Below are 24,220 nucleotides of genomic sequence, written 5' to 3' on the forward strand. Positions count from 1 at the left end.
TGCGACCCTTGACCGCCCCGAAAAGCCCGTCAGGCTTCGCTGTTGCGGCAGCACCACATTCGAAACCAGCGATTTGGGACGGCGGGATTTTTTTTTCGTAAGAAGGGAACGATATGGCAAAATGCCAACGCACTTGGTTAGACGCTGCTCGAAGTGTCCACAGGGTCGCGCATTTTTGTGCCGCACCAATGTTATACTTCGAGCAATGTATGACTAGTCTTCGTCATCCAAGCTCGCAGTAAACCTGCGGTAATCTCAATTTCGAGAGGAGAAATATGAATAAATTTTCAAAGCTCGCGTTCATTGCAGCTACCGCAGTTGTGGCTGCATCCGCATCGGCGCAATCGGTGCCGGCGTCGCGACAAGCTACGAACGACAACTGGGTGAACGGCACGGGCGAATACGTGTGGATGAACGGCACGAACGAGCTTTGCTGGCGCGATGCCTTCTGGACGCCGGCCACGGCTAACGCGAAGTGCGACGGCGCACTCGTCGCGCAAGCGCCGACGCCTCCGGCTCCGGTCGCTCCGGCTGCCCCGGCAATCACCAGCCAGAAGGTCACGTACCAGGCTGACACGCTGTTCGACTTCGACAAGGCTATCCTGAAGCCGGCTGGCAAGCAGAAGCTCGACGAACTCGCTGGCAAGATCGAAGGCATGAACCTCGAAGTGGCCGTTGCCACGGGCTACACGGACCGCATCGGTTCGGACAAGTACAACGACCGCCTGTCGCTGCGCCGCGCGCAAGCTGTCAAGGCTTACCTGGTCAGCAAGGGTGTGCCGGCCAACAAGATCTACACGGAAGGCAAGGGCAAGCGCAATCCGGTTACGACGGGCTGCAACCAGAAGAACCGCAAGCAACTCATCGCTTGCCTGGCTCCGGACCGTCGCGTGGAAGTCGAAATCGTTGGCACGGCAAACAAGCAGTAAGCCACGCTTTCGCTTCACAAAAAACCCCGCTTCGGCGGGGTTTTTTTCTGGCTGCGCCGCAACGTGCGATAAGGCTGCGCACGCCGGCCGGCCCTGGGTGGCGCCGTTCTGGCCAAGCCCGAGTCTCCCTGGACTCATGCGCAGAACGACGCACGCACCACTTTTGCGGCAGCGCGCAACCCTCGATATACTCAGCCTAATCCTGGCCTCTCCCATCCTTGCAAGCTTATGACGAATGCCGATCCCCACGAGCTACGAAAATTCAGCGACCTTGCGCATCGCTGGTGGGATCCGAATGCCGAATTCAAACCGTTGCATGAGCTGAACCCTGTGCGTCTCGCCTGGATTGATGCGCATGCCCATTTACCGGGAAAGCGCGTGCTCGACGTCGGCTGCGGCGGCGGCATCCTGTCGGAATCGATGGCCGGCCTCGGCGCGCAGGTCAAGGGTATCGATCTGTCGAACCAAGCCCTCGGGGTAGCCGATCTGCACAGCCTGGAAAGTGGGATCACCGTCGAGTATGAGGAAATCGCCGCCGAAGCGCTCGCCGCGCGCGAGCCGGACTGCTACGACGTGGTCACCTGCATGGAAATGCTCGAACACGTGCCCGATCCCGCCGCGATCGTTCGCGCGTGCGCAACGCTCGTCAAACCTGGCGGCTGGGTGTTCTTTTCGACACTGAATCGAAACGTGAAGTCGTATCTGTTCGCCGTCATCGGCGCGGAGTATGTCGCGCAGATGCTACCCAAGGGCACCCACGATTACGCTCGGTTCATTCGTCCGTCCGAACTCGCGCAGTTCGCGCGCGCGGCCGGCTTGCGCGAGGCGGAAATCAAGGGGATCACTTACCGCCCGCTGGGCAAGCACTTCGCCCTGTCCGACGATACGAGCGTCAATTATCTGTTCGCGTGCCGGCGCGAACCTTGACGTAGACGACGCGGAAAACCCCGCAAGCTTGCCGCGTTACGCTTTTGCACGAGCCCCATTCGCCTCTCTCCTGATGAGCCAAACGTCCACACCATCCACTCGGCACGACAATGCGCCGCAGGTCGCACGATGCCGCGCTGCCCTATTCGACCTCGACGGCACACTGGCCGACACGGCACCCGATCTTGTCGCCGCCGTCAATAAGATGCGACGCGTCCGAGGATTGGAGTTGGTCCCGGTCGAGCAATTGCGCCCTCTGGCTTCGGCCGGCGCGCGCGGGCTGATCGGCGGCGCGTTCGGCATCGACCCAACGCACCACGAGTTCGCGTCGATGCGTGAGGAGTTTCTCGCGAACTACGAAGCCGATTTGTGCATCGAGACCACACTGTTTCCGGGCATCACCGAATTGCTCGATGCGCTCGACGCGCGCGGGGTGCGCTGGGGCATCGTGACGAACAAAGTCGGCCGGCTCACCGTGCCGCTGGTCGAGCAACTGGGCTTGGCCGCGCGCGCCGGCTGTATCGTGAGCGGCGACACGACGCCGCACTCGAAGCCGCATCCGGCACCACTACTCCATGCGGCCGAAACACTCGCGCTGCCGCCAGAGCGGATCGTGTACATCGGCGACGATTTGCGAGACGTCCAGGCAGGCTTCGCGGCCGGCATGGCCACCGTCGCGGCAGCCTATGGCTATTGCGGCACCGACCTGCCACCGGCTATGTGGCATGCCCAGCACATCGTCGATTCGCCCCGTCAGCTGCAGCATCTGCTCGACTCGCTCGCTTCGCTCGGCTGACGCTGATAGCGCGATCGACAGCAAGGCGGGCGACCGGGCGCGGGGTACTGAGGCGGCCGCCGCGTCGCCTCCTCTTGAATTCGCGCTAATCCGCACCATCTGGTGTTCTGTGGGATAATCCCACCTTACACACAGGGGCCGACCTGGTTTCGACGTGGGTAACGAAGCAGTTCAGGGCATACCGAGGACCCGTCACCTCGTAAATCAATGGGACTTAAGTAACCGCAAACGATAACTCGTTCGCTGTAGCGGCTTAACCCCGCTCGCCTCGCACTAGTTCGCTGACGGGCTAGGGTCGCAAGACTGGCGAGGTCATTTACGTCAGATAATCCTCGGTGGTGTCACGACGCCGGGGCCGAAAACCAAGTGACTCGCCGTAACGAAGCGTGTTCGTCCGCGTCGGTGCGGTTAAATCAAACGACAGAACTAAGTATGTAGAACTGGCTGTGGACTATTTGCGGACGCGGGTTCGATTCCCGCCGGCTCCACCAGCATTTGAAAGGCCAACCGGATCGGTTGGCCTTTTTCATTGGCGCTTGCGAGCGCACATCCCCATCTCGCACGGCGACCCTGCCTGGCTGCCGGCGAGCGCCCGAGCCCATCGCGTGGATGCGCCGCTTTCCCCGTTCCTTGCCGACACGTACGCATTGCACGCCTTTGCGCCACCGGCGAGCGCGGTTAAACTGGCACGCCCTGTCGACCCCACAGGTTTGTTTGCCGATGAAAGCCTTCTCCCTCGCCACCGCCGTTATCGCCCTCTCAATCACGTTGACGGGCTGCGGCTCCGCACAGCAGTCCGGAACGAGCGCACGTGCCTCGGACGCGCCGATGGTCTTCTCCTCCGCCCGCTCGCCCCGCTCGATCGCCAACTGCCTGTCGAGCCGCCTCACCGGTGTCGATCGCCGCATGGGCGCCGGCTATACCGAGCTTGGGCTCGGACGCTCGGCGAACGGCTACGCATGGCTCGTTACACTGAAGCCATCCGCCGTCGGATCGAATGTGACGGTGGAAAAAGTCATCGACAACGATTCGGTATCCGAGCCGGAACTGCGCTTCGCGATCGCACGCTGCACGACCTAGGCGTCGACCGGGCCGGCCAGTTCGTAAGACGTGGCGCGGCCGCCCGCATCCGATTTTTTCAGAAGCCCTTTCGCGAGCAGGTCGCTAATGTCGCGCAACGCTGTATCGGGTGAACACTTGGCGATGGCAGCCCATTTCGCAGATGTGAGTTTGCCCTCAAATCCGTCGAGCAATCGATTCAGCAGTTTCGATTGCCGCGCGTTCAACGAGACGCTGCCCCAACGCTGCCAGAAGCGCGCTTTTGCCAGCACCGCATCCAGCGTCTCCTGTGCCAGGCCGATCGCACGATGCAGCACGCCGAGAAACCAACCGAGCCATTCAGTAATGTCGAGCGAGCCCTTTTGGGTTTGCTCGAGGATGGCGTAGTAAGCGTTGGTTTCTCGCTGTATTTGCGCCGATAAGCTAAAGAAGCGCTGCGGACTGTTGTCAGCTCGCGCCAGTAGCAGATCGCCGATCGCGCGAGCAATACGTCCGTTGCCGTCGTCGAACGGATGTACCGTGACGAACCATAAGTGGCCTATTCCTGCCCTGATCAATCCGGGTTCGTGCGCAGGCGCATTAAGCCAGGCGATCAGCCGCGCCATTTCGCGCTCGAGCCGGTCGGCCGGAGGGGCTTCGAAATGAACGCGTTGCCGACCGATCGGGCCGGATACGACCTGCATCGGTCCATGCATGTCGTCCCGCCAACCGCCGACGCCGATTCTTGATAGACCCGAGTAGCCCGTCGGAAACAGTGCCGCATGCCAGCCAAACATACGCTCGCACGTCACCGGGGCATAACAATTGGCGGTCGCGTCCAGCACCATGTCGACCACGCCTTCTATATGGCGGTCGATCGGTGCGAGCGCGCCGATATCCACACCGAGTCGTCTCGCGATCGATGAGCGTACAGAGCCCACGTCGAGCCGCTCGCCCTCGATTTCGCTGGTCTTGACTACATCGGCGGTCAGCGCCGCGAGCGTTGCCTCGTTCCGCAGGAGCACGCCGACGTCCGCAAGCCGCCCGAGCAGTACCCCTTGGGCTCGGCTGACATCCGCCAACGACTTGGCCAGCGCGGCCAAGTCGTAGCGCAAATTCGGCCAGTCATCGGCCTGCCAGATGTATGTGTAATCTCCGCAATTCATGCGGAGATTATTGGGGCTAATCTCCGCAAATGCAAACTGCCGGCCCTGCGCCGAGCACCCGCGCCCCTACTGCGGGTCGTCAGGACATTGCAGGTTGCACCCGTTGGGATCGCCGTTGTCGCCTCGCTTACGCAACTGCGTGTCGCGCGTCTGATACTTCTTCGAAGGCGCCGATGCGGCGAATTCCATCTGCGGATGTTCCTGGAGCCTGAACTGGTCCTGCAAGATGCCGCCGGGCAGGCCCGGCGAGTTTTGAGCGAAGCCCAATGACGCAACCATGGAGAGCGCCCCTGCCGCTGCCGCAGCGACGCAAAGTCTGACAAGCGATTTCATAGCATTGCCGCGCCGGACGGCGCGTTCCGAATCCGTCATATTTGGAAAGCTGCAAGCGTAACGCAGATCGGCGCGTTCATGCAGCGGCCGCCATTACAGCCGTAACCGATGAGGTGAGACAAGGCACCGCGCTGCGGCACATCGCGCATCGGCGACCGCCGCTTGCGCGCGCCCCGCATGCCGCCCTAAAGCGGTGCGCCGCGCAAACCCGCCGCTACGTCGACGATCGCGCCGCAATGGGTTGGGTCGTAGCCTTCGAGACCGGCCACGCCCGCGCGGAAATCGTCGCTGCGAAGCACGGCGAGCGCGGCAGCGACGGGCTGCGCCGACAACCGGCTGCGCTCGCAGGCGAAGTAGTAATCCTCGTCCACGATCGGCAGGAAATCGAGTGCGAAATGATGAGCGGCCGGCGCCACGCCGAGGCCGGCATCGGCCATGCCGCTCGCGACGAACGCGGCAATTGCCGTGTGCGTCAGTTCCGTCGATGCGTAGCCGTTGATGCGCTCCGGATCGATGCCGATACTGTTGAGCGCCAAATCGAGCAGCAACCGCGTGCCGGATCCCGGCTGACGGTTGACGAAGCGGATATCCGCACGCGCGAGATCGTCGAGGCCGCGCACCCCTTTCGGATTGCCTTTGGCCAGGAAGAGGCCTTGTTTGCGCGCGGTCAGGTAAACGAGCACATGCCGGCGCGGGTCGAGCCAGCGCCGATAAATGTCGGCGCACAGATCCCGGAACGCCCCGCGCGGCAGATGAAAGCCGGCGAAATCGCATTCGCCGCGCGCGAGCGCCATCACGGCTTCGGCGCTTTCCCGGTATTTGATTTCCACGGCGCTCCCTTCGCGCGCATTCATTTGTGTGACAAGCGCCGCGACGGCATAGCCGTGCGAAGCATGAATGCGCGTCGTGCCGGTCGCGCCGAGCTGCCGATTCAATTGCGCAGCCACTTCTCCCGCAAGCTGCTTGAGCGGCCCGTCGAGCCGCTCCGTGCAGGCGCGCTGCCCCTGCACGACCGCCCGGCCCAATGCCGACAGCGCCGAGCCCTTGCCGCGCTCCTTCGAAATCAGTTCGCCGCCCAGACGCGCCTCGATCGCGCGCAACAGCCCCCAGGCATGGCGGTAAGACAACTGCCGTTCGCCGGCAGCCTGCGCGATGCTGCCCGTCTCGTCGATCAGCGCCAGCAGCGGCACGATGTCCGTCAAACTCGCCTCGCGGCCCGCGCTGTCGCGGACGATCAATTCCGCGACGCATTTGATCTCTATCATTTATGCTGTCCGATTTCCTATTGCACAACACACGACCCGCGCCTATTGTTGCGAGACAACGGCCACAGCCGAGCATATATGCACGCCATATGACTAGCAAGTGCATATAGTGGACGACGCAGAGGAGCCGGAGCCTAAGAGGAGCCCCACCTTGGAACATGCCAGCGCCCTGGCGCCGAATGACCTCGTCCGGCGACACGTCTCGCCGGGCGCATCGCTCATCGCGGTGCTGCACGCCATACAGGATGAAGCGGGCTTTGTCCCGCCCGAGGTCATCGCGCCGCTCGCGCGCGCCTTCAATCTGTCCCGCGCCGAAGTCCATGGCGTGCTCACGTACTACCACCACTTCCGCACGCACCCGCCTGCGCCAGTGACGGTCGCGTTGTGCCGGGCCGAAGCGTGCCGCAGCATGGGCGTGGAAGCGCTCGCACAGCACATCGAAGGCCGCACCGGGTGTCGCTTCGACGCGCATCGGGACACGGCCGCGAACGATGCGCCCGTCGAACTCGAATCGGTCTATTGTCTGGGCCAATGTGCGCTGTCGCCGTCGATGACGATCAACGGCGAACTGCACGTGAAAGTCACGCCGGACAAATTCGATGCGCTGTACGAGACGGCCCGTGCTTGCGCAACGTCCACGCTCCCAAGCACCAAGGAGAACGCATGACGACGCGTGTTTTCGTTCCTCGCGACTCGTCGGCGCGCGCGCTGGGCGCCGACGCAATCGCCAAGGCAATCGTCGAAGAAGCCGCACGTCGCGGCCACCGCATCGAACTCGTTCGCAACGGCTCGCGCGGCTTGCTGTGGCTCGAACCGCTCGTCGAGGTGCAAACACCCGAAGGGCGTATCGGTTACGGGAACGTCGAGGCTGACGACGTCGCCGCGCTGTTCGATGCCGGGTTTCTGACGGGCGGGGCGCACGCGCGCTCGGTCGGCCTCGTCGAAGACATTCCCTATCTGAAGCAGCAACAACGTCTGACGTTTGCGCGTCTGGGGATAACCGATCCGCTGTCGATCGACGACTACCTCGCGCACGGCGGACTGGCCGGCCTGAGAGCCGCGCTCGCCATGAGCGCCGAAGCCGCCTGCCAGACGGTGCTCGATTCGGGCCTGCGCGGCCGCGGCGGCGCCGCGTTTCCGGCCGGCATCAAATGGCGCACCGTCCGCGAAGCCAAAGCGACACAAAAGTACATCGTCTGCAATGCAGACGAAGGCGACTCGGGCACGTTCTCGGATCGCCTCGCGATGGAGGGCGACCCGTTTGCGCTGATCGAAGGCATGATCATCGCCGGCGTGGCCACCGGCGCGACGCGCGGCTACATCTACGTGCGCAGCGAATACCCGGATTCGATCGACATGCTGAACGCCGCGATCGCCATCGCGCGCGCGGCGGGCTGGCTCGGCGAGCGCGTACTCGACTCGGCGCATGCGTTCGAACTCGAAGTCGCGAAAGGCGCCGGTTCCTATGTCTGCGGCGAGGAAACCGCGCTGCTCGAATCGCTCGAAGGCAAACGCGGCGTCGTGCGCGCCAAACCGCCGGTCCCCGCGTTGTCGGGGCTGTTCGGGCAGCCTACCGTCGTCAACAATGTCATCACGCTGGCAACGGTGCCGATCATCTTCGCGCGCGGCGCGCAGTTCTACCGCGACTTCGGCATGGGCCGCTCGCGTGGCACGCTTCCGTTCCAGTTGGCCGGCAATATCAAACGCGGCGGGCTCGTCGAACTCGCGTTCGGCGTCACGCTGCGCGAGCTCGTCGACCGGTTCGGCGGCGGGACGGCGAGCGGCCGCCCCGTGCGCGCCGTGCAGGTAGGCGGCCCGCTCGGCACCTACCTGCCCGAAAGCCAGTGGGACATCCCGCTCGACTACGAAGCGTACGCGGCCGTGGGCGCGGTCGTCGGCCACGGCGGACTCGTCGTTCATGACGATACGTCGAACCTGGCCGAGCTCGCGCAATACGCGATGCACTTTTGCGCCGTCGAATCCTGCGGCAAATGCACGCCGTGCCGCATCGGCTCGACGCGCGGCGTCGAGGTCATCGCGCGCATCCGGAACGGCGACACCTCGGAAAAGCAAGTGCAGTTGCTGCGGGATCTCTGCGACACGATGGTTGCAGGCTCGCTCTGCGCGATGGGCGGCATGACGCCCTACCCCGTGTTGTCCGCCCTTGATCATTTCCCCGAAGACTTCGGTCTTCGCCCCGTTCAGCCGAAAGCGGCTGCGGCTTGACGATGGAGCCTCTCATGTCCGATGCGCCCAACCATAACCGTTCCGCCTCGACGACGTCCGGGGGCTGCGGTTCTGCGCACTGCGCATGCCGAGCCGGCACCGCTGCGCCCCTGAACGACATCGACTACGGCACGCCACGCCGCCACGCCGACACCGACGTCACGCTCGAGATCGACGGCGAGACCATCACGGTCCCGGCGGGCACGTCGGTCATGCGCGCCGCGGCCGAAGCCGGCGTCAATGTGCCCAAGCTTTGCGCGACCGATTCGCTCGAACCGTTCGGCTCCTGCCGCCTATGCCTCGTCGAAATCGAAGGCAGGCGCGGCTATCCGGCGTCCTGCACGACGCCCGTCGAAGCGGGCATGCGCGTGCGCACCCAAAGCGACCGCCTGCAAGCGCTGCGCCGCAACGTGATGGAGCTTTACATCTCCGATCACCCGCTCGACTGCCTGACCTGCCCCGCCAACGGCGACTGCGAATTGCAGGACATGGCCGGCGTCGTGGGTCTGCGCGAAGTGCGTTACGGCTTCGACGGCGCGAATCATTTGAACGACGCCAAGGACGAATCGAATCCGTACTTCACCTACGATCCGGCCAAGTGCATCGTCTGCAATCGCTGCGTGCGCGCGTGCGAGGAAACGCAAGGCACGTTCGCGCTGACGATCGCCGCCCGCGGCTTCGAATCGCGCGTCGCGGCCAGCCAGAATCAGCCGTTCATGGAGTCGGAGTGCGTATCGTGCGGCGCCTGCGTCGCCGCTTGCCCGACCGCCACGCTCATCGAAAAGACCGTCACATTCGCAGGCCAGCCCGAGCATTCCGTCATCACGACATGTGCTTATTGCGGCGTCGGTTGTTCGTTCAAGGCCGAAATGAAAGGCTCGCAGGTCGTGCGCATGACGCCCTATAAAAACGGGCAGGCCAACGAAGGCCACGCTTGCGTGAAGGGCCGCTTCGCCTGGGGCTATGCCACGCACAAGGATCGCATCACGAAGCCGATGATCCGCGCGAAGATCACCGACCCGTGGCGCGAAGTGACATGGGAGGAAGCCATCGCCTATGCCGCCTCCGAGTTCCGCCGGATCCAGGCGCAGCACGGGCGCGATTCGGTCGGCGGCATCACGTCTTCGCGTTGCACGAACGAAGAAACCTACCTCGTGCAGAAGCTCGTGCGCGCCGCGTTCGGCAATAACAATGTCGATACCTGCGCGCGCGTCTGCCATTCTCCGACAGGCTACGGTTTGAAGACGACGATCGGCGAATCGGCCGGGACGCAGACGTTCGCGTCCGTCGAGCACGCCGACGTCATCATGGTCATCGGCGCGAACCCGACCGATGGTCATCCGGTGTTCGGCTCACGTTTGAAGCGCCGTCTGCGTGAAGGCGCCAAGCTCATCGTCGTCGATCCGCGCCGCATCGATCTCGTCGACGGCCCGCACGTCAAAGCCGACTATCACCTGCAATTGCGTCCAGGCGCCAACGTCGCCCTCGTCAATGCGCTCGCGCATACGATCGTGACCGAAGGCCTGCTTGCCGAGACCTTCATCGCCGAGCGCTGTGAGCCGCTTGCGTTCGCACAATGGCGTGCGTTCATCGCACAGCAGGAGAATTCGCCCGAGGCGACGGAACAGATCACCGGGGTACCGGCGGCGCTCGTGCGCGAGGCCGCGCGGCTCTACGCGACAGGCGGCAACGCCGCGATCTACTACGGCCTTGGCGTCACCGAGCACGCGCAAGGCTCGACGATGGTCATGGGCATCGCGAACCTGGCGATGGCAACGGGCAACATCGGCCGCGAAGGCGTCGGCGTCAATCCGCTACGCGGCCAGAATAACGTCCAAGGCTCGTGCGATATGGGCTCGTTCCCGCACGAGTTGCCTGGCTATCGCCACATCGGCGGGGATGAGGTCCGTCATCAGTTCGAAGCCGCCTGGGGCGTCACCTTGCAGCCCGAGCCGGGCTTGCGCATTCCGAACATGTTCGACGCCGCGCTCGACGGCAGTTTCAAAGGCCTGTACTGCCAGGGCGAAGACATCGTTCAATCGGATCCCGACACGCAGCACGTCGCGGCCGCGCTCGCGTCGATGGAATGCATCGTCGTGCAGGACATCTTTTTGAACGAGACGGCGAAGTATGCGCATGTGTTCCTGCCGGGTTCTTCATTCCTCGAAAAAGACGGCACCTTCACGAACGCGGAACGCCGGATCTCGCGCGTGCGCCGCGTCATGCCGCCGCTCGCCGGCTACGCCGACTGGGAAGTCACGCTGATGCTCTCGCGCGCGCTCGGCTACGAGATGGATTACGCGAATCCGTCGCAGATCATGGACGAAATCGCGCGGCTGACGCCGACGTTCCACGGTGTCTCGTATGGCCTCATCGATCGGCTCGGCAGCGTGCAATGGCCATGCAACGAGCAGGCGCCGGAAGGCACGCCGACGATGCATGTCGACGAGTTCGTGCGCGGCAAGGGCAGGTTCGTCATCACTCAGTTCGTCGCGTCGCGCGAGAAGGTCACGCGTCGCTACCCGTTGCTGCTGACGACGGGGCGCATCCTTTCTCAATACAACGTCGGGGCGCAAACGCGCCGCACGGAGAACTCGCGCTGGCACGAGGAGGATCGGCTGGAAATCCATCATCACGACGCGGAGGAACGCGGCATCAAAACGGGCGATTGGGTCGGCATCGAATCGCGTGCAGGGCAAACGGTGCTGCGGGCGCTCGTCAGCGAGCGGATGCAGCCCGGCGTGGTTTATACAACGTTCCACTTCCCCGAATCGGGCGCGAATGTCATTACGACCGACAGTTCGGATTGGGCGACAAACTGCCCCGAGTACAAGGTCACCGCCGTCCAGGTTCAGCCCGTGCAACAGCCGTCGCAATGGCAACAGCAATACGAGCGATTCAACGAGACGCAACTCGAATTGCTGCGCGAGCGAACGCTTGCCGGCGAGACGAGCGGCAAATGAGCACGATGACCGGCAACGCAACTTTGACGAACGAAGGCGGGGCGCGATGAACGTCGAGCATTTGATCGAAATGGCCAATCAGATCGGCGAGTTCTTTGCGTCGATGCCCGATCGCGAAGAGGCGCTGGCCGGCATTGCCGATCACATCCGGCGCTTTTGGGAGCCGCGCATGCGACGCGCGATCCTCGCCTCGCTCGACGATCCCGCAGCGAGCGAGGCGATGTCGCCGATCGTGCGCGAGGCGCTCACGCGGTCACGCGAGGCACTGATGCCGCTTGCCGTCTCGTAACGGTCACCTCGTTCAAGGCGCGCCGGTGCCGCCGCCGAACCATGTCTCGCAATGGCGCGCGAGCGCGCTCGCATCGGAAGCCGGGCGGCCCCGAGCGCAAATGTAGCCGTCGGGGCGCACAAGATAGAACGCCGGGCGCGTGCGTCCATATGCATGCAATAGCGACGGCGCCTCGCCTTCGCTCGCATCGGTCACGCGCCAGATGCGCACCACGCCTCGCAACGTCCGCTCGACGGACGATATCAGGCGGTCGAGTTCGGGGTCGGCTTCTACGGGCGGCAACACGAGCGTACCCGTCGCGTCGAGCATCGCCTCGGTGCCGGCCGGCAACGAGACAAGCACGAACAGCGAGAACAAGCCCGGATCGTGCAGGTCGTACAGGCGGCCTGTGCCGGGCGCACGACCGAGCGGGCCGTCCACGACATGCACGAGCGCATCGGGCGCCCGCTCTCCGGCACGCGGGCCGCCGTCCAGCACGCGTTCGAGCGTCAGCGGGCTGCGCCGGTATTGAATCGCAAGCTCGCTGACCATCAACCGAGCCGCATCGCGCAGCGGACCGAACGCAGCCAGGACGGGCATCACGCGCTCGCGCAAGAGCTTCATCGGCCCGCGTTCAGCTTCGGCCAATTGCGTAATGAACGCGGTCTGGCGCAACACGTCGCGCTCGATCGGATGACGCTCGAGCTGGTACGTATCGATCAGCGGCTCTCCCGCCTCGCCTGCCACGCACCGCGCGAGCTTCCAGCCCAGATTCAGCGCTTCCTGGATGCCTGTATTCATGCCTTGCGCGCCCGCGGGACTGTGGACGTGGGCGGCATCGCCGGCCAGGAATACGCGCTGCGTACGCAGGCGCTCGACCATCCTGCTATTCAGATGGAAATACGACGACCAGCCGAGCGACGACATCGTCAGCGGATGATCGATCCGTCGCGCGGCCACCGCGCTGCACAGATCGAGCGAGGGCGGAGGGTCGCCGCCGCCTGCCTGCGCCGGTTCGGCGCGCGGCTCGTGCTCGGCGACACGGCCCGCGAAATCCGAACTCGCGCCGCCGCCCGGTTTGAACGTTGCCCCGCTCGACGACATCAGGCCGAGCATCGGCCTGCTGTCGGCGTGATCGGCGTGATCGGTGCCCTCGACGTTATCGGCGATGAAGCGGTGGCGACCGGCGCCCATCGGAATGACGGCAGCGAGCCCGTCGCGCGATGCGAACAGATGAAACTCGTCGTCAGACAAGTCGGAATCGACCTGCACATCGGCCAACAGAAAGCTCTGCTCGAGCGTTTTGCCGGCGAAGCGCATCCCGAGCAAATGGCGCGTGACGCTGTGCGCGCCGTCGGCGCCGATCAGATACGCGGCACGGCACGTTTCCTGGCGCCCGTCGGCGTGCAGGAGCTGCGCCTCGACCGACGATGCATCCTGCTTCAGGCCGACGAGTTCCACACCGCGCTCCACCTGGACGCCGAGCGTCGCGAGATGCTCGGTCAGCAACCGCTCCGTGATCGATTGATCGAGACAGAGCAAATAGGGATAACGCGTTTGCAGTGGGTCGAAATCGAGGCGCGCGAGCCGATGACCGTTCGAATACAGGTTGGCGGCGCGCAGGCGGTGACCGAGCGCGAGAAAGGGCTCGACGACGCGGTGCTGCTCGAACAGCTCGAGGGTGCGCGCCTGGATACCGATCGCGCGGGAATGCGGCGACGGGCGCGGCGCGCGATCGACGAGACGCACGTTCGTGTGCGCACGCGCCAAGCTCATCGCGCAGGCGAGCCCGGTCGGCCCTGCCCCGACGATCAGCACCGGCAGCGCGTTGGGGGTAACGGCGGCCATGCGTGTCCTCCGGCGAACGACGAGATGCCGCCAAGTGTACGCCGGCCCGCCTCCCTCTGCGCTCGAAGTCATCTGGCGCAGATGTCCCGGGCGATTCGTCACAGCTCAGGCACCTCGCCTGTGGCCAACACCCGAAAGAGGTGAACGTTTCCGAGTATGGGACAATGCTGCGTTTGCGCAATTGCCTGCCGTCATGGATTCTTTTTTCGCGCGCGCCTATGCGGCGCATCGTGACGGACGACTCGTCGATGCCGAGCGCGACTACCGCGCGGCGATCGAGGCCGACCCCGTCCACACCGACGCCCTCCACCTGCTGGGGGTGCTCCGCCATCAGCAGGGGCGTCACGAAGAAGCGGCCGATCTCGTCAGCCGCGCCGTGGCGCTGCGCCCGGACGATGCCGCGCTGCAACTGAATCTGGGCAATGCGCTGAAAGCGCTGGGGCGCCTCGATGGCGCCATCGAGCGCTTTCGCAATGCGTTGACGCTCGCTCCCGAATTCCCGCTTGCGCATTACAACCTCGGCAACGCGTATGCACAGGCGGGGCGGCATGAAGATGCGGTCGATGCATTCGAGAAATCATTGCGCCTGCAGCCGAACGACGCCTCGACTTTCAACAATCTCGGCAACGCGCTGCACGCGCTCGGCCGCAGCGACGAAGCGATCGCGGCGTTCTCTCGCGCGCTGGCGCTGCGCCCCGGGCATGCCGGCGCACACAACAACCTCGGCATGGCGTTTGCGGCGCTCGCTCGCCCCGACGATGCGGTCGCACAGTTTCGCGCAGCGCTGGCGGCCGAGCCGCGCTATCTCGCGGCGCACTTCAATCTGGGCAATACGCTCGACGCCGTAGGTCGCCATGACGAGGCGGTCGAGGCATTCGCAGCGGCACTCGCATTACAGCCGGCTTTCCCGCCCGCGCTGCTGGGCCTCGGCAATGCCCTCGCAGCGCTCGGCCGCCACGCCGAAGCGATCGCCCGCTTCGAGCGAGCCGTCGGGCTCGATCCGCAATTGGCGCTCGCATGGCTCGGCCTGGGCAACGCGCATCATGCGCTCGGCGCACATCAAGCGGCGTTGCGGGCCTTCGACCAAGCGCTGCGCTTACGTCCGGACCTCGCTTCGGCGCACCTCAATCGCGCGCTGACGCTGCTGACGCTAGGCGACTTCGGGCGCGGTCTGCCCGCCTATGAATCGCGCTTCGCGGTCGCGGCGGCAGCGACGGCCACCGGCCGCCTCGCAGCCGCGCCGCCCGAGCCGCCCGTCCCACCACGTTGGCGCGGCGAACCGATCGCTGACAAGACGCTCTGGATCGAAGCGGAGCAAGGCTTCGGCGACACGCTGCAATTCCTGCGCTTCGTGCCGCTCGCATGCGAGCGGGCAGGCCGCATCGTGCTCACCGTGCAGCGTGAACTCGCGCCGCTCGTCGAACCGCTGGCGCAAACCTGGCGCGTCACGCTGACGGTCGCCGGCGAAACGCGGCCCCAAGCCGACCTGCACTGCCCTCTGCTGAGCCTGCCGCTCGCGCTCGGCACCCGACTCGACGCGCTGCCCTCTTCCCGCCGCTACCTCGAGGCGCCCGCTGCCTATCGCCGCCGCTGGCGCGGTTCCTTGGGCGGTCATGCCAAAGTGAAGATCGGTCTTGCGTGGTCGGGCCGGATTCAGGCGCACGAAAACCGCGCGCTGCCCGTCACCCTGCTCGCCCCGCTGTTTGCGTTGGCGGGAATCGATTGGCTCGTGCTGCAGCCGAACCTGAGCGACGACGACAAGCTCGCGCTCGATACGGCGGCGCGCTCCGCGTCGATTCACCGGCTCGATACGCGTATCCGCGATTTCGCCGACACCGCCGCGATCATCGACAAGCTCGACGCAGTCGTCTCGATCGACACGTCGATCGCCCACTTGGCCGGCGCGCTGGGCAAGCCGCTTTGGCTCATGCTGCCGTTCGCGGCCGATTGGCGCTGGTTCACGAACACCGACCGCAGCCCCTGGTACCCGAGCGCCCGGCTCGTGCGGCAGCCTGCGCCGGGGCAGTGGCAAAGCGTCGTCGAGCAAGTGGCGCTCGCGGTTTCGAGCGAGTTTTCGAACCGCTAAACGCAGACGCGGCGCGCGAGCGAATCGCCCTTGCGCCGCGCAACCGATGTAGGCCGCGATGCGGGGGCGGTCAACACGCCAACTGAGCGCGCGACCGAACCGCCGTATGGGGCCGCGGAGAAATCCCGCGCGGCCGCCTCAATGCACGCCGCCGCGTTCGCGAATTTGCGGCCAGGCGAGCTTCATGTAATACAGCATCGACCAGATCGTCAGAACGGCGGCGAGGTAGATAAGCCAGAGGCCCCAAACCCGGGTGTCGATCGAGAACGAGCCGCCCACCGGCACATTGCCGTAGTAAAGCAGCATCGGGATGGCGACCATCTGGCAGGCTGTCTTGAACTTACCCAGCTGGTTGACGGCGACGCTCTTGGACGCGCCGATGTGCGCCATCCACTCGCGCAGCGCGGAAATCGCGATCTCGCGGCCAACGATTACGAGCGCGATCGCCGATTCGATGCGAGACAACTGCACGAGCACGAGCAACGCAGCCGTGACCATCAGCTTGTCGGCGACGGGATCGAGAAACGCGCCGAACGCCGAAGTCTGGTTCCATTTGCGCGCGAGAAAGCCGTCGAACCAATCGGTCAGCGCGGCCAGCACGAAGATCGCCGACGCGGCCATGTTGCGATCGACCGCACTCATCATCGAATCGGGGACATAGAAGACGCCGACGACCAGCGGAATCAGGACGATCCGTAGCCACGTCAGAAAGATCGGAAAGTTGAACGGCATGGACGAAGGTCGGCGTTGGAGTAAGGGAGCGGGCCAGGGAGACGCCATTGTGCCGCGTCGCCGAACCTGCCACAAGCCAGGCGCCGGGACCGCGGCGCCGGACAGACCGACAGCTCAGTGCAACTGCCGGTAGATTTGCTCGGCGAGCGAGCGCGAAATACCTTCGACGCTCGCCAGATCGTCGACGCTGGCCGCGACGACGCCGCGCAGGCCGCCAAAGCGCGCAAGCAACCGCTGACGCCGCTTCGCCCCGATGCCCTCGAGCTCTTCGAGCCGCGACGTCTGGCGCGCCTTGGCGCGTTTCGCGCGCATGCCCGTGATCGCGAAACGATGCGCCTCGTCGCGGATTTGCGCCACGAGCATCAGGGCAGCGCTGTCCTTGCCGAGTTCGAGCGAGGGGCGACCGTCGGCGAAGACGAGCGTCTCCAGGCCGACTCTGCGGCCTTCGCCTTTCGCTACGCCCACGAGCATCGAGCGATCGAGGCCGAGTTCGGTGAATACCTGCCGCGCCACTTCAACCTGTCCCTTGCCGCCGTCGATCAGCACGATGCTCGGCAACACGCCGCCGGCCGCGACGGGTTCCGCCGGATCGGCCGCCAGCTCGGGATCGGCCGCGTTGCTGGCGGCAAGTTCGACGAGTTTTTCGTAACGCCGCGTGAGCACCTGCCGCATGGCGGCGTAATCGTCGCCCGGCGTGATGCCCGTGATGTTGTAGCGGCGATATTCGCCCGACTGCATCTTGTGATCGCGATAAACGACGCATGACGCCTGAGTCGCCTCGCCCATCGTATGGCTGATGTCAAAGCACTCGATGCGCAGGTGCGCAAGATCGTCGCACTCCAGGTTGAGCACATCGGCCAGCGCACGCGTACGCGCTTGCTGAGAACCGCGTTCGGACAAGAGCCGCGCGAGCGCGAGCCGTGCATTCTGCTCGGCCATCGTGAGCCAGACGCGCCGTTGTCCCTGGGGCTGTCGCACGAAGATCACCTTGTGCCCGGCTTGTTCGGTCAACAGGTCGACGAGTTCGCGATTGGCCGGCGCATGACTGACCACGAGCACCGGCGGGACGCGATTGCCGAGATAGTGCTGGGCGATGAACGCCTCCAGCACCTCCGTCTCGATCCCTGCATCGAGGGAGGCGGCGGGATCGCCCGCCTCGACCGCCTGCGCGATGGCTTCTGCCTCTTCCGGCTCAGCCAGATGAGCCTGACCGGGCGCCTGCACCTCTTCCGATGCCGACGCCGCATCCTGCTCCGCTCCGATGGTCGACTCTGACGCCTGCGCCTGCGACAGCGCGACATCGGCAGGCTCGATGGCTTCCTGTTGCGCGTCGCCGGACAATGCCTCATCGCCCGCGACGCCGCTTTCGACGTGCGCAGGGAAATAGGCTTTATCGCCGAGATGACGGCCGCCGCGCACCATCGCAAGGTTCACACACACGCGCCCGCCCTGCGCCACGACGGCGAGAATGTCGACATCGCTGTCGCCCCCGACTTCGATCGCTTGCTGATGCAGCACGGTCGACAGCGAACTCATCTGATTGCGCACAGCCGCGGCCTGCTCGAACTTCAGTTCGGCGGCAAATGCATGCATCTTGGCTTCGAGTTCCTTCATGACCTCGTTCTGCCGGCCCAGCAGGAAGCGCGAGGCATTCGCGACGTCGCGCGCATAGTCCTCTTCGCTGATCGCGGCCACGCAAGGTGCGGTGCAACGTCCGATCTGATGCAGCAGGCACGGTCGCGTCCGATTGTTGAACACCGAATCTTCGCAGGTGCGCAACTGAAAGACGCGCTGCAGAATCTGAATGCTTTCCCGTACGGCCCAGGCGCTCGGGAACGGCCCGAAATACTGGTTCTTTTTATCGACCGAGCCGCGGTAGTAGGCCATGCGCGGAAAAGTGTGGCCGGTCAGCTTCAGATACGGGTAGGACTTATCGTCGCGAAACAGGATGTTGTAGCGCGGCGCCAGGGCCTTGATGAGATTGTTCTCGAGCAGCAGCGCCTCGGCCTCCGAGCGCGTGACCGTCGTCTCGATGCGCGCGATGCGCGTGATCATCATGGCGATGCGCGGCGACAGCTGCGTCTTGGTGAAATAGCTCGACACGCGCTTTTTCAGATCGCGCGCTTTACCGACATAGAGCACGGCGTCGTGCACGTCGTAATAACGGTACACGCCCGGCAGATGCGGCAATTGGGCGAGGAATTTCTTCGGCTCGAACGGCGGCTTGGGGGCGGCGGAATCGGTCATGCGTATAGGGGGCGAAGCGGCGCCCGGCATGGGGCGGCGTGCTTTAGAATCGCCAGTTTAGACCATTTGCGCGCGCGTTCGCGACGTCGGCGACCCATTGGCCGCATTGCCGTCTCGTCGATCGCCCGGTCCTTTTGTCGGTTTTCCCCGCCCATGCCCCCAGCCAACCCCGACACGATAGCCTGCGACCTCTTTTGCGCCGTCATCGACAACTTCGGCGATGTCGGCGTCTGTTGGCGGCTCGCGCGGCAACTCGCGAACGAATACGACTGGCAGATGCGCCTGTTCGTCGACGATCTGCATACGTTCGCACGCTTGTGCCCGGCGCTCGACGTCGCGCTTGCGAGGCAGCGCATCGACGGCATCGTCGTCGAGCATTGGCATGAACCTGCGCACGCCGGCGATACGTTGGCCGTGGCCGACATCGTCATCGAAGCGTTCGCATGCGAACTGCCGCCGGCCTATGTCGCCGCGATGGCACGGCGTGCGCGCACGCCCGTATGGATCAATCTCGAATACCTGAGCGCCGAGGACTGGGTGGCCGAATGCCACCTGAAGCCCTCGCCGCACGCCCGCTATCCGCTGACGAAAACGTTCTTTTTTCCCGGGCTCGGCCCCGGTACCGGCGGGGTGCTCAAGGAGTCCTCGCTCGACCAGGAGCGCATTGCATTCGAGACGTCCGCGACCGCGCGCGAGCAGTGGTGGCGTCAGGCGACGGGCGCCGGCCCCGCCGAGCCCGACGCCACCGTCGTTTCGCTGTTTTGCTACGACAACCCGGCTGCCGACGGCTTGCTCGAGCAGTGGCGCGACGGCCGCGAGCCGGTCGTTCTCCTCGCACCCGAGGGCCGCATTTCCGGCGCGCTCGCGCGCTTTTTTGGCGCCGCAACGTTCGCGGCGGGCGCCCACGCGGTGCGCGGGAACCTGCGGGCGTACTCGCTCGGATTTCGGCCGCAGCCCGAGTTCGACCGGCTGCTGTGGGCGAGCGACGTCAATTTCGTGCGCGGCGAAGATTCTTTCGTGCGGGCCCAGTGGGCACGCCGCCCTTTCGTGTGGCACATCTATCCGCAGGCGGATGCCGCGCACCTGCCCAAACTCGACGCTGCGCTCGCCCATTACTCGGTCACGTTGCCGCCATCGACGCAGGCAGCCGTCACTCGCTTCTGGCACGCATGGAATGGGGCGGGCACGCCCGACTGGGCCGATTTTTGGAGCCATCGGCAGGCATTGCGTGCGCGCGCCGACACGTGGGCGGACGAACTGGCGTCGGTCGGCGATCTGGCCGCCAACCTAGCCGGGTTCGCAAAATTTCAGTTAAAATAAGCGGTTATCCGACGGCGTAGTGCATTTACGAGACCACCGCACGGGGCGCTCATCGCAAACTCGCGCGGCGTCCATCGGGCACCTACCGGCAATGCAGACCGATTGAGCGATCGATGTCGATGCCGTTGAGCAACAGATCAACCACCTTATTCGCATAGGATCGTTTTTTTATGAAGATCGCACAGGAACTGCGCACGGGCAACGTCGTGATGATCGGCAGTGACGCCATGGTCGTGCAAAAGACCGAATACAACAAATCGGGCCGCAACGCCGCCGTCGTCAAGATGAAGCTGAAGAACCTTCTGACGGGTGCAGGCATGGAATCGGTCTACAAGGCCGACGATAAATTCGACGTCGTCGTGCTCGACCGCAAGGAAGTCACGTACTCGTACTTCGCCGATCCGTTGTATGTCTTCATGGACGCCGACTACAACCAGTACGAAGTCGAAGCCGAGATGATGGGCAATGCGCTCAACTACCTCGAAGACGGCATGCCCTGCGAAGTCGTGTTCTACAACGAAAAGGCCATCTCGGTCGAACTGCCCACCACGCTCGTGCGCGAAATCACGTACACGGAACCGGCGGTCAAGGGCGATACGTCGTCGGGCAAGGTGCTCAAGACGGCCAAGATCAACACGGGCTTCGAGCTGCAAGTCCCCCTGTTCTGCAGCACGGGCGACAAGATTGAAATCGACACGCGGACTGACGAATATCGTAGCCGCGCCTAACCGGCTTACCGCACGGCGCCGCTTCGGGCGGCGTATGCGGACCGTTATGTCGACCGAAGCGCCCCACGGGGCGCTTTTTTTTTCGTATGAGTAGTGTATGGTTAAGCAATCTTTACCGGTCGTTTTTTCACAGTGATCCGGAGGCGAGTGCCGCTCTTGCCGGATACGAAGTGTAAGTGCTTGTTCTAAAAGGGGGAACGATCTGGCACGCCAAATGCTTCCCTTGGACAGCCCGTCCGCCGTCAAAACGCGTTTCCCGCGCATGGCGCTTTTTGACTACGGCGTCGGCGGCTCTCGAATCCTTGATTGATTACGCCATCCATGCCACACGCCCTGATTGTCGAAGACGATCCTAATAGCTTGTCCGGTCTGAACGCGATCGTCGCCGCCGACGGCTTTTCGGTCGATACGGCGGCCACGCTTGCCGAAGCGCGCGCTGCACTGACGCGCTTTATTCCCGATGTCGTCCTGATCGACCTCAACCTGCCCGACGGCAGCGGCCTCGATCTGCTGCACAATCTGCCCGCACAGCCGGACGGCGTTGTCCCCGTGATTGTCATGACCGGTAACGCGACGGTCGAAAGCGCGATCGAAGGGTTGCGCCATGGGATTTGGGACTACCTGCTCAAGCCCGTCAACATCCCGCGTCTACGCAGCCTGCTCGCGCGCATTCCGCGGCCCTATGAGTTGACCGAGGAAGTCCAGTCGCTGCGCACGACCTTGCGTCGGCTTGGCCGCTTCGGGCCGATGATCGGCCGCAGCGATGCGGTCCAGCATGTCTACGATTCGATCGAACGGCTTGCGCCGACCGAATCCGCCGTTCTGATCTGCGGCGAAGCAGGCACAGGCAAGGAAGTCGCAGCGCGCACGCTGCATGAGATGAGCCGTCGCCGCAAAGGACCGTTCGTCGTATTCGACTGCCGCGCCTTCGCGCGCGATCCCGGCGCCGAGCGCGGTCTCGACAGCATGCTGTTCGGGCAGGAAAGCGCGATTCCCGCCATCGAGCGGCGCGAGCCCGGCCTGTTCGAGCAAGCCGCGGGCGGCACGCTGTTCCTGGACGAAATCGTCGAGCTGCCGTTGCCGCAGCAGGAGGCGCTGCTGCGAGCGCTCGATTCGCAAACTTACATGCGCGTCGGCGGCAGCAATCAGGTCAGCGTCGACTGCCGCATCGTGGCAGCCACGCGCAAGGCCGCTCGCGACGCCGTCGCGCACGGCGTTCTGCGCGAAGACCTGTGGCTGCGGCTCGACGCGGCCTCGATCGCGTTGCCGCCTTTGCGCGAGCGCGCCGACGACGCCGTCCTGATCGCGGAAGCGCTCGTCGACGAACTCAATCGCGAAATCAATGCGAGCGGACTCGCGACGGTGAACAAACGTATCGGGCCCAACCTCGTACGCGAGTGCCTCACTTACGATTGGCCCGGCAACGTGCGCGAGTTGCACGAACGTGTGCGCCGCGCCTACAACGCGTCGGGCGAAATCGTCGATTCGTTGCGCGCCGACGAGGCCAACGGATCGGGCGGCCGGCGCTTGAACGGCGGCAGCGTACAGGTCACGGTCGGCACGCCGCTGTCCGACGTCGAAGACCTGCTCATTCGCGCAACGCTCGATGCAGTGGGCGGCACGCGCCACCGCGCGGCGACGCTGCTCGGTATCAGTCCGAAGACGCTTTACAACAAGCTGCAGCGCATGAAGATGGCGTGACAGCCGGTGGCCGGCCAGCCGCTGCGGTCGGTTCGGCGTCGTCGTGCGTTGTGCCGGGCTTCCCGCGGCCTTCCCGCGCCCTTCCCGTGCGTTATACCCGTCCCGCCCGCTATCCGAAGGCCCGCTGCAAGAGCGCCTGGGCATGCTGGTACGCGCTCTGGCCCATCAGCTTGTGCCAACCCGGCGCTTTGCCACGCGGCCGCAGGGCCCTGAGTCGTCGCACGCTCTCTTTCGAGGGTACATACTTCAATTCCTGGAGCACGACCTCGGCGGCCTCGGGCTGATTGCAGACGAGCACCATGTCGCATCCGGCCTCGAGCGCAGTCTGGGCCGCCTGAGTCAGCGTACCGCCGGCGCGCGCCGCCTCCATCGACAAGTCGTCGCTGAAGATCGCCCCCGTAAAGCCGAGCTTGCCGCGCAAAATATCCTGCAGCCAGATGCGTGAGAAGCCGGCTGGCTTCGCATCGACTTTCGAGTAGATCACATGCGCCGGAATCACCGACGAGAGCGCCATGCCAAGCCAGTCGTATGGCATCACGTCTTCGCTCAGGATTTCGTCGAGCTCGCGCTCGTCCACGGGCAGCGCCACGTGCGAATCGGCTGCCGCGAACCCATGCCCCGGAAAGTGCTTGCCGCAGTTGCTCATGCCAGCCAGCGCGAGGCCGTGCGTCAGGCTCTTGGCAAGCAACGTCACCACGCGCGGATCGCGGTGAAACGCACGATCGCCGATCACCGAGGAACGCCCGTAATCGAGATCGAGCACCGGGGTGAAGCTCATGTCCACGCCGCATGCGCGCAGCTCGGCGGCGAGCACGTATCCCGTCGCCGTCGCCACCTTCGTCGCCGACAACACATCGCGATCCCAGAGCTCGCCCAGACGCCGCATGGCGGGCAACACGGTGAACCCATCGCTACGAAACCGCTGGACGCGTCCGCCCTCGTGGTCGACGGCAATCAGCAAATCGTCGCGCACGTCGCGAATGGCATCGGTCAACGCAACGAGTTGCGCGCGACACTCGAAGTGACGTGAGAACAGAATGACGCCGCCTGTCATCGGGTGCGAGAGGCGCCGTACGTCGTCGTCGGTAAGCACGGCGCCCTTGACGTCGAGCATCACCGGTCCGGGAGATTTTTTCATCGGAGCTGAGGGTAGGAAGAGCGAGGAAGAGAACGAAAAATCGAAGTTCGAAGCCTGGCCGCCGCGTTGCGAAAGCGAGGCGCGAGCGCGTTCACGTCGCGGCAGCAGCCAGTTCCGTTTCGGCGATGACGAACGCGACGGCGTAATCGCGCTCGTCGCTGACCGTCACGCGCGCCGTGATGCCGCGCGCGGCGAGCCACTCAGCCAGCTCGCCCGACGCCTGCAGCACAGGCTTGCCGCTCGCTTCGTTCAGGGTTTGCAGTGCGCGCCAGGTCATCGGCCACCGCATGCCGAGGCCGATCGCTTTCGAAAACGCCTCCTTGGCGGAGAACCGCGTAGCCAGAAACGCCAGGCCACGGGCCTGCGAACGTGCATGACGGGCCTGATAGACGCGCAGTTCGTCGGGGCCGAGCACCTTTTCCGCGAAGCGCCCGTTCGTGCGCGTCATCACCTGCGCGACGCGGCTGATTTGAATGACGTCGGTGCCGATGCCGTAGATCGTCATGAGC

General features: G+C 64.6%; 20 protein-coding genes and 1 other RNA gene. 13 read left to right on the forward strand and 8 right to left on the reverse strand.

What is annotated here, in order from left to right; genetic code table 11:
• Window positions 1–275: 275 nt before the first annotated feature.
• The 5 genes from ompA to C0Z19_RS12775 all read left to right on the forward strand — a co-directional run bounded on the left by ompA (window position 276) and on the right by C0Z19_RS12775 (window position 3,732).
• Complete coding sequence (gene ompA / locus C0Z19_RS12755) at window positions 276–929, forward strand: outer membrane protein OmpA (protein WP_102610196.1); 654 nt, start codon at window positions 276–278, stop codon at window positions 927–929.
• Between the two features lie 228 nt (window positions 930–1,157).
• Window positions 1,158–1,856, forward strand: a complete 699-nt coding sequence (gene ubiG, locus C0Z19_RS12760) for a bifunctional 2-polyprenyl-6-hydroxyphenol methylase/3-demethylubiquinol 3-O-methyltransferase UbiG (RefSeq protein WP_102610197.1) — start codon at window positions 1,158–1,160, stop codon at window positions 1,854–1,856.
• Between the two features lie 73 nt (window positions 1,857–1,929).
• The gene (locus C0Z19_RS12765) at window positions 1,930–2,652 is read left to right on the forward strand and encodes an HAD-IA family hydrolase (RefSeq protein WP_102610198.1); all 723 of its coding nucleotides are present in this window, start codon (window positions 1,930–1,932) and stop codon (window positions 2,650–2,652) included.
• A gap of 134 nt (window positions 2,653–2,786) precedes the next feature.
• Window positions 2,787–3,143, forward strand: a transfer-messenger RNA (tmRNA) gene (gene ssrA / locus C0Z19_RS12770).
• 229 nt (window positions 3,144–3,372) lie between these two features.
• Window positions 3,373–3,732: a hypothetical protein gene (locus C0Z19_RS12775; RefSeq protein ID WP_102610199.1), complete on the forward strand. Its 360-nt coding sequence runs from the start codon at window positions 3,373–3,375 to the stop codon at window positions 3,730–3,732.
• On the opposite strand, the gene C0Z19_RS12780 is transcribed toward C0Z19_RS12775, so the two are convergent.
• The 3 genes from C0Z19_RS12780 to C0Z19_RS12790 all read right to left on the reverse strand — a co-directional run bounded on the left by C0Z19_RS12780 (window position 3,729) and on the right by C0Z19_RS12790 (window position 6,454).
• The gene (locus tag C0Z19_RS12780; RefSeq protein ID WP_102610200.1) at window positions 3,729–4,856 is read right to left on the reverse strand and encodes a Fic family protein; all 1,128 of its coding nucleotides are present in this window, start codon (window positions 4,854–4,856) and stop codon (window positions 3,729–3,731) included. The two genes, C0Z19_RS12775 and C0Z19_RS12780, sit on opposite strands and share 4 nt — an antisense overlap.
• 66 nt (window positions 4,857–4,922) lie before the next feature.
• Window positions 4,923–5,189, reverse strand: a complete 267-nt coding sequence (locus C0Z19_RS12785; RefSeq protein ID WP_102610300.1) for a hypothetical protein — start codon at window positions 5,187–5,189, stop codon at window positions 4,923–4,925.
• A gap of 185 nt (window positions 5,190–5,374) precedes the next feature.
• The gene (locus C0Z19_RS12790) at window positions 5,375–6,454 is read right to left on the reverse strand and encodes a substrate-binding domain-containing protein (RefSeq protein ID WP_102610201.1); all 1,080 of its coding nucleotides are present in this window, start codon (window positions 6,452–6,454) and stop codon (window positions 5,375–5,377) included.
• 151 nt (window positions 6,455–6,605) lie between these two features.
• Between C0Z19_RS12790 and C0Z19_RS12795 the strand changes: the two genes are divergently transcribed.
• The 4 genes from C0Z19_RS12795 to C0Z19_RS12810 are packed head-to-tail and all read left to right on the forward strand — an operon-like array spanning window position 6,606 to window position 11,932.
• The gene (locus tag C0Z19_RS12795) at window positions 6,606–7,121 is read left to right on the forward strand and encodes an NAD(P)H-dependent oxidoreductase subunit E (protein WP_102610202.1); all 516 of its coding nucleotides are present in this window, start codon (window positions 6,606–6,608) and stop codon (window positions 7,119–7,121) included.
• On the forward strand, window positions 7,118–8,680 hold the full coding sequence (locus tag C0Z19_RS12800) for a formate dehydrogenase beta subunit (protein ID WP_102610203.1): 1,563 nt from the start codon (window positions 7,118–7,120) through the stop codon (window positions 8,678–8,680). Before C0Z19_RS12795 ends, C0Z19_RS12800 begins: the two co-directional genes overlap by 4 nt.
• Before the next feature lie 14 nt (window positions 8,681–8,694).
• Entirely contained in the window at window positions 8,695–11,643 is a 2,949-nt protein-coding gene (gene fdhF, locus C0Z19_RS12805; RefSeq protein ID WP_102610301.1) for a formate dehydrogenase subunit alpha, read from the forward strand.
• A gap of 46 nt (window positions 11,644–11,689) precedes the next feature.
• On the forward strand, window positions 11,690–11,932 hold the full coding sequence (locus C0Z19_RS12810) for a formate dehydrogenase subunit delta (RefSeq protein WP_102610204.1): 243 nt from the start codon (window positions 11,690–11,692) through the stop codon (window positions 11,930–11,932).
• 12 nt (window positions 11,933–11,944) lie between these two features.
• On the opposite strand, the gene C0Z19_RS12815 is transcribed toward C0Z19_RS12810, so the two are convergent.
• Window positions 11,945–13,759, reverse strand: coding sequence for an FAD-dependent monooxygenase (locus C0Z19_RS12815; protein WP_102610205.1), 1,815 nt, complete (start codon window positions 13,757–13,759; stop codon window positions 11,945–11,947).
• A 193-nt stretch (window positions 13,760–13,952) separates the two neighbouring features.
• Between C0Z19_RS12815 and C0Z19_RS12820 the strand changes: the two genes are divergently transcribed.
• On the forward strand, window positions 13,953–15,845 hold the full coding sequence (locus C0Z19_RS12820; RefSeq protein WP_102610206.1) for a tetratricopeptide repeat protein: 1,893 nt from the start codon (window positions 13,953–13,955) through the stop codon (window positions 15,843–15,845).
• Between the two features lie 138 nt (window positions 15,846–15,983).
• Here the strand turns inward: C0Z19_RS12820 and pgsA are convergent, their stop codons facing one another.
• Both pgsA and uvrC read right to left on the reverse strand, forming a co-directional pair.
• Window positions 15,984–16,577, reverse strand: a complete 594-nt coding sequence (gene pgsA, locus C0Z19_RS12825) for a CDP-diacylglycerol--glycerol-3-phosphate 3-phosphatidyltransferase (protein WP_102610207.1) — start codon at window positions 16,575–16,577, stop codon at window positions 15,984–15,986.
• 114 nt (window positions 16,578–16,691) lie between these two features.
• Complete coding sequence (gene uvrC / locus C0Z19_RS12830) at window positions 16,692–18,824, reverse strand: excinuclease ABC subunit UvrC (RefSeq protein WP_102610208.1); 2,133 nt, start codon at window positions 18,822–18,824, stop codon at window positions 16,692–16,694.
• Window positions 18,825–18,977: 153 nt separating this feature from the next.
• Between uvrC and earP the strand changes: the two genes are divergently transcribed.
• The 3 genes from earP (at window position 18,978) to C0Z19_RS12845 (ending at window position 22,573) form a co-directional block, all read left to right on the forward strand.
• On the forward strand, window positions 18,978–20,144 hold the full coding sequence (gene earP / locus C0Z19_RS12835) for an elongation factor P maturation arginine rhamnosyltransferase EarP (RefSeq protein ID WP_102610209.1): 1,167 nt from the start codon (window positions 18,978–18,980) through the stop codon (window positions 20,142–20,144).
• 170 nt (window positions 20,145–20,314) lie between these two features.
• Window positions 20,315–20,872, forward strand: coding sequence for an elongation factor P (efp, locus tag C0Z19_RS12840; protein ID WP_102610210.1), 558 nt, complete (start codon window positions 20,315–20,317; stop codon window positions 20,870–20,872).
• 321 nt (window positions 20,873–21,193) lie between these two features.
• Window positions 21,194–22,573: a sigma-54-dependent transcriptional regulator gene (locus C0Z19_RS12845; protein ID WP_102610211.1), complete on the forward strand. Its 1,380-nt coding sequence runs from the start codon at window positions 21,194–21,196 to the stop codon at window positions 22,571–22,573.
• Window positions 22,574–22,682: 109 nt separating this feature from the next.
• Here the strand turns inward: C0Z19_RS12845 and nagZ are convergent, their stop codons facing one another.
• Together nagZ and acpS are read right to left on the reverse strand one after the other, a co-directional pair.
• Window positions 22,683–23,711 (reverse strand): beta-N-acetylhexosaminidase, encoded by a 1,029-nt coding sequence (nagZ, locus tag C0Z19_RS12850; RefSeq protein ID WP_102610212.1) that lies wholly within the window; start codon window positions 23,709–23,711, stop codon window positions 22,683–22,685.
• A gap of 91 nt (window positions 23,712–23,802) precedes the next feature.
• Window positions 23,803–24,216 carry a holo-ACP synthase gene (gene acpS, locus C0Z19_RS12855; RefSeq protein ID WP_102610213.1) on the reverse strand — a complete coding sequence of 138 codons (414 nt, stop codon included), beginning with the start codon at window positions 24,214–24,216 and terminating at the stop codon, window positions 23,803–23,805.
• Window positions 24,217–24,220: the final 4 nt, after the last annotated feature.

Source organism: Trinickia soli, assembly GCF_002879855.1.
Taxonomy (GTDB): domain Bacteria; phylum Pseudomonadota; class Gammaproteobacteria; order Burkholderiales; family Burkholderiaceae; genus Trinickia; species Trinickia soli.

Coding starts and splice junctions, on each gene's coding strand:
- C0Z19_RS12785 (WP_102610300.1), bottom strand. CDS start 5,189: ATGAAATCGCTTGTCAGACTTTGCGTCGCTGCGGCAGCGGCAGGGGCG.
- C0Z19_RS12775 (WP_102610199.1), top strand. CDS start 3,373: ATGAAAGCCTTCTCCCTCGCCACCGCCGTTATCGCCCTCTCAATCACG.
- C0Z19_RS12790 (WP_102610201.1), bottom strand. CDS start 6,454: ATGATAGAGATCAAATGCGTCGCGGAATTGATCGTCCGCGACAGCGCG.
- earP (WP_102610209.1), top strand. CDS start 18,978: ATGCCCCCAGCCAACCCCGACACGATAGCCTGCGACCTCTTTTGCGCC.
- pgsA (WP_102610207.1), bottom strand. CDS start 16,577: ATGCCGTTCAACTTTCCGATCTTTCTGACGTGGCTACGGATCGTCCTG.
- C0Z19_RS12765 (WP_102610198.1), top strand. CDS start 1,930: ATGAGCCAAACGTCCACACCATCCACTCGGCACGACAATGCGCCGCAG.
- C0Z19_RS12780 (WP_102610200.1), bottom strand. CDS start 4,856: ATGAATTGCGGAGATTACACATACATCTGGCAGGCCGATGACTGGCCG.
- fdhF (WP_102610301.1), top strand. CDS start 8,695: ATGTCCGATGCGCCCAACCATAACCGTTCCGCCTCGACGACGTCCGGG.
- C0Z19_RS12800 (WP_102610203.1), top strand. CDS start 7,118: ATGACGACGCGTGTTTTCGTTCCTCGCGACTCGTCGGCGCGCGCGCTG.
- uvrC (WP_102610208.1), bottom strand. CDS start 18,824: ATGACCGATTCCGCCGCCCCCAAGCCGCCGTTCGAGCCGAAGAAATTC.
- ubiG (WP_102610197.1), top strand. CDS start 1,158: ATGACGAATGCCGATCCCCACGAGCTACGAAAATTCAGCGACCTTGCG.
- acpS (WP_102610213.1), bottom strand. CDS start 24,216: ATGACGATCTACGGCATCGGCACCGACGTCATTCAAATCAGCCGCGTC.
- C0Z19_RS12845 (WP_102610211.1), top strand. CDS start 21,194: ATGCCACACGCCCTGATTGTCGAAGACGATCCTAATAGCTTGTCCGGT.
- C0Z19_RS12820 (WP_102610206.1), top strand. CDS start 13,953: ATGGATTCTTTTTTCGCGCGCGCCTATGCGGCGCATCGTGACGGACGA.
- C0Z19_RS12815 (WP_102610205.1), bottom strand. CDS start 13,759: ATGGCCGCCGTTACCCCCAACGCGCTGCCGGTGCTGATCGTCGGGGCA.
- ompA (WP_102610196.1), top strand. CDS start 276: ATGAATAAATTTTCAAAGCTCGCGTTCATTGCAGCTACCGCAGTTGTG.
- nagZ (WP_102610212.1), bottom strand. CDS start 23,711: ATGAAAAAATCTCCCGGACCGGTGATGCTCGACGTCAAGGGCGCCGTG.
- C0Z19_RS12810 (WP_102610204.1), top strand. CDS start 11,690: ATGAACGTCGAGCATTTGATCGAAATGGCCAATCAGATCGGCGAGTTC.
- efp (WP_102610210.1), top strand. CDS start 20,315: ATGAAGATCGCACAGGAACTGCGCACGGGCAACGTCGTGATGATCGGC.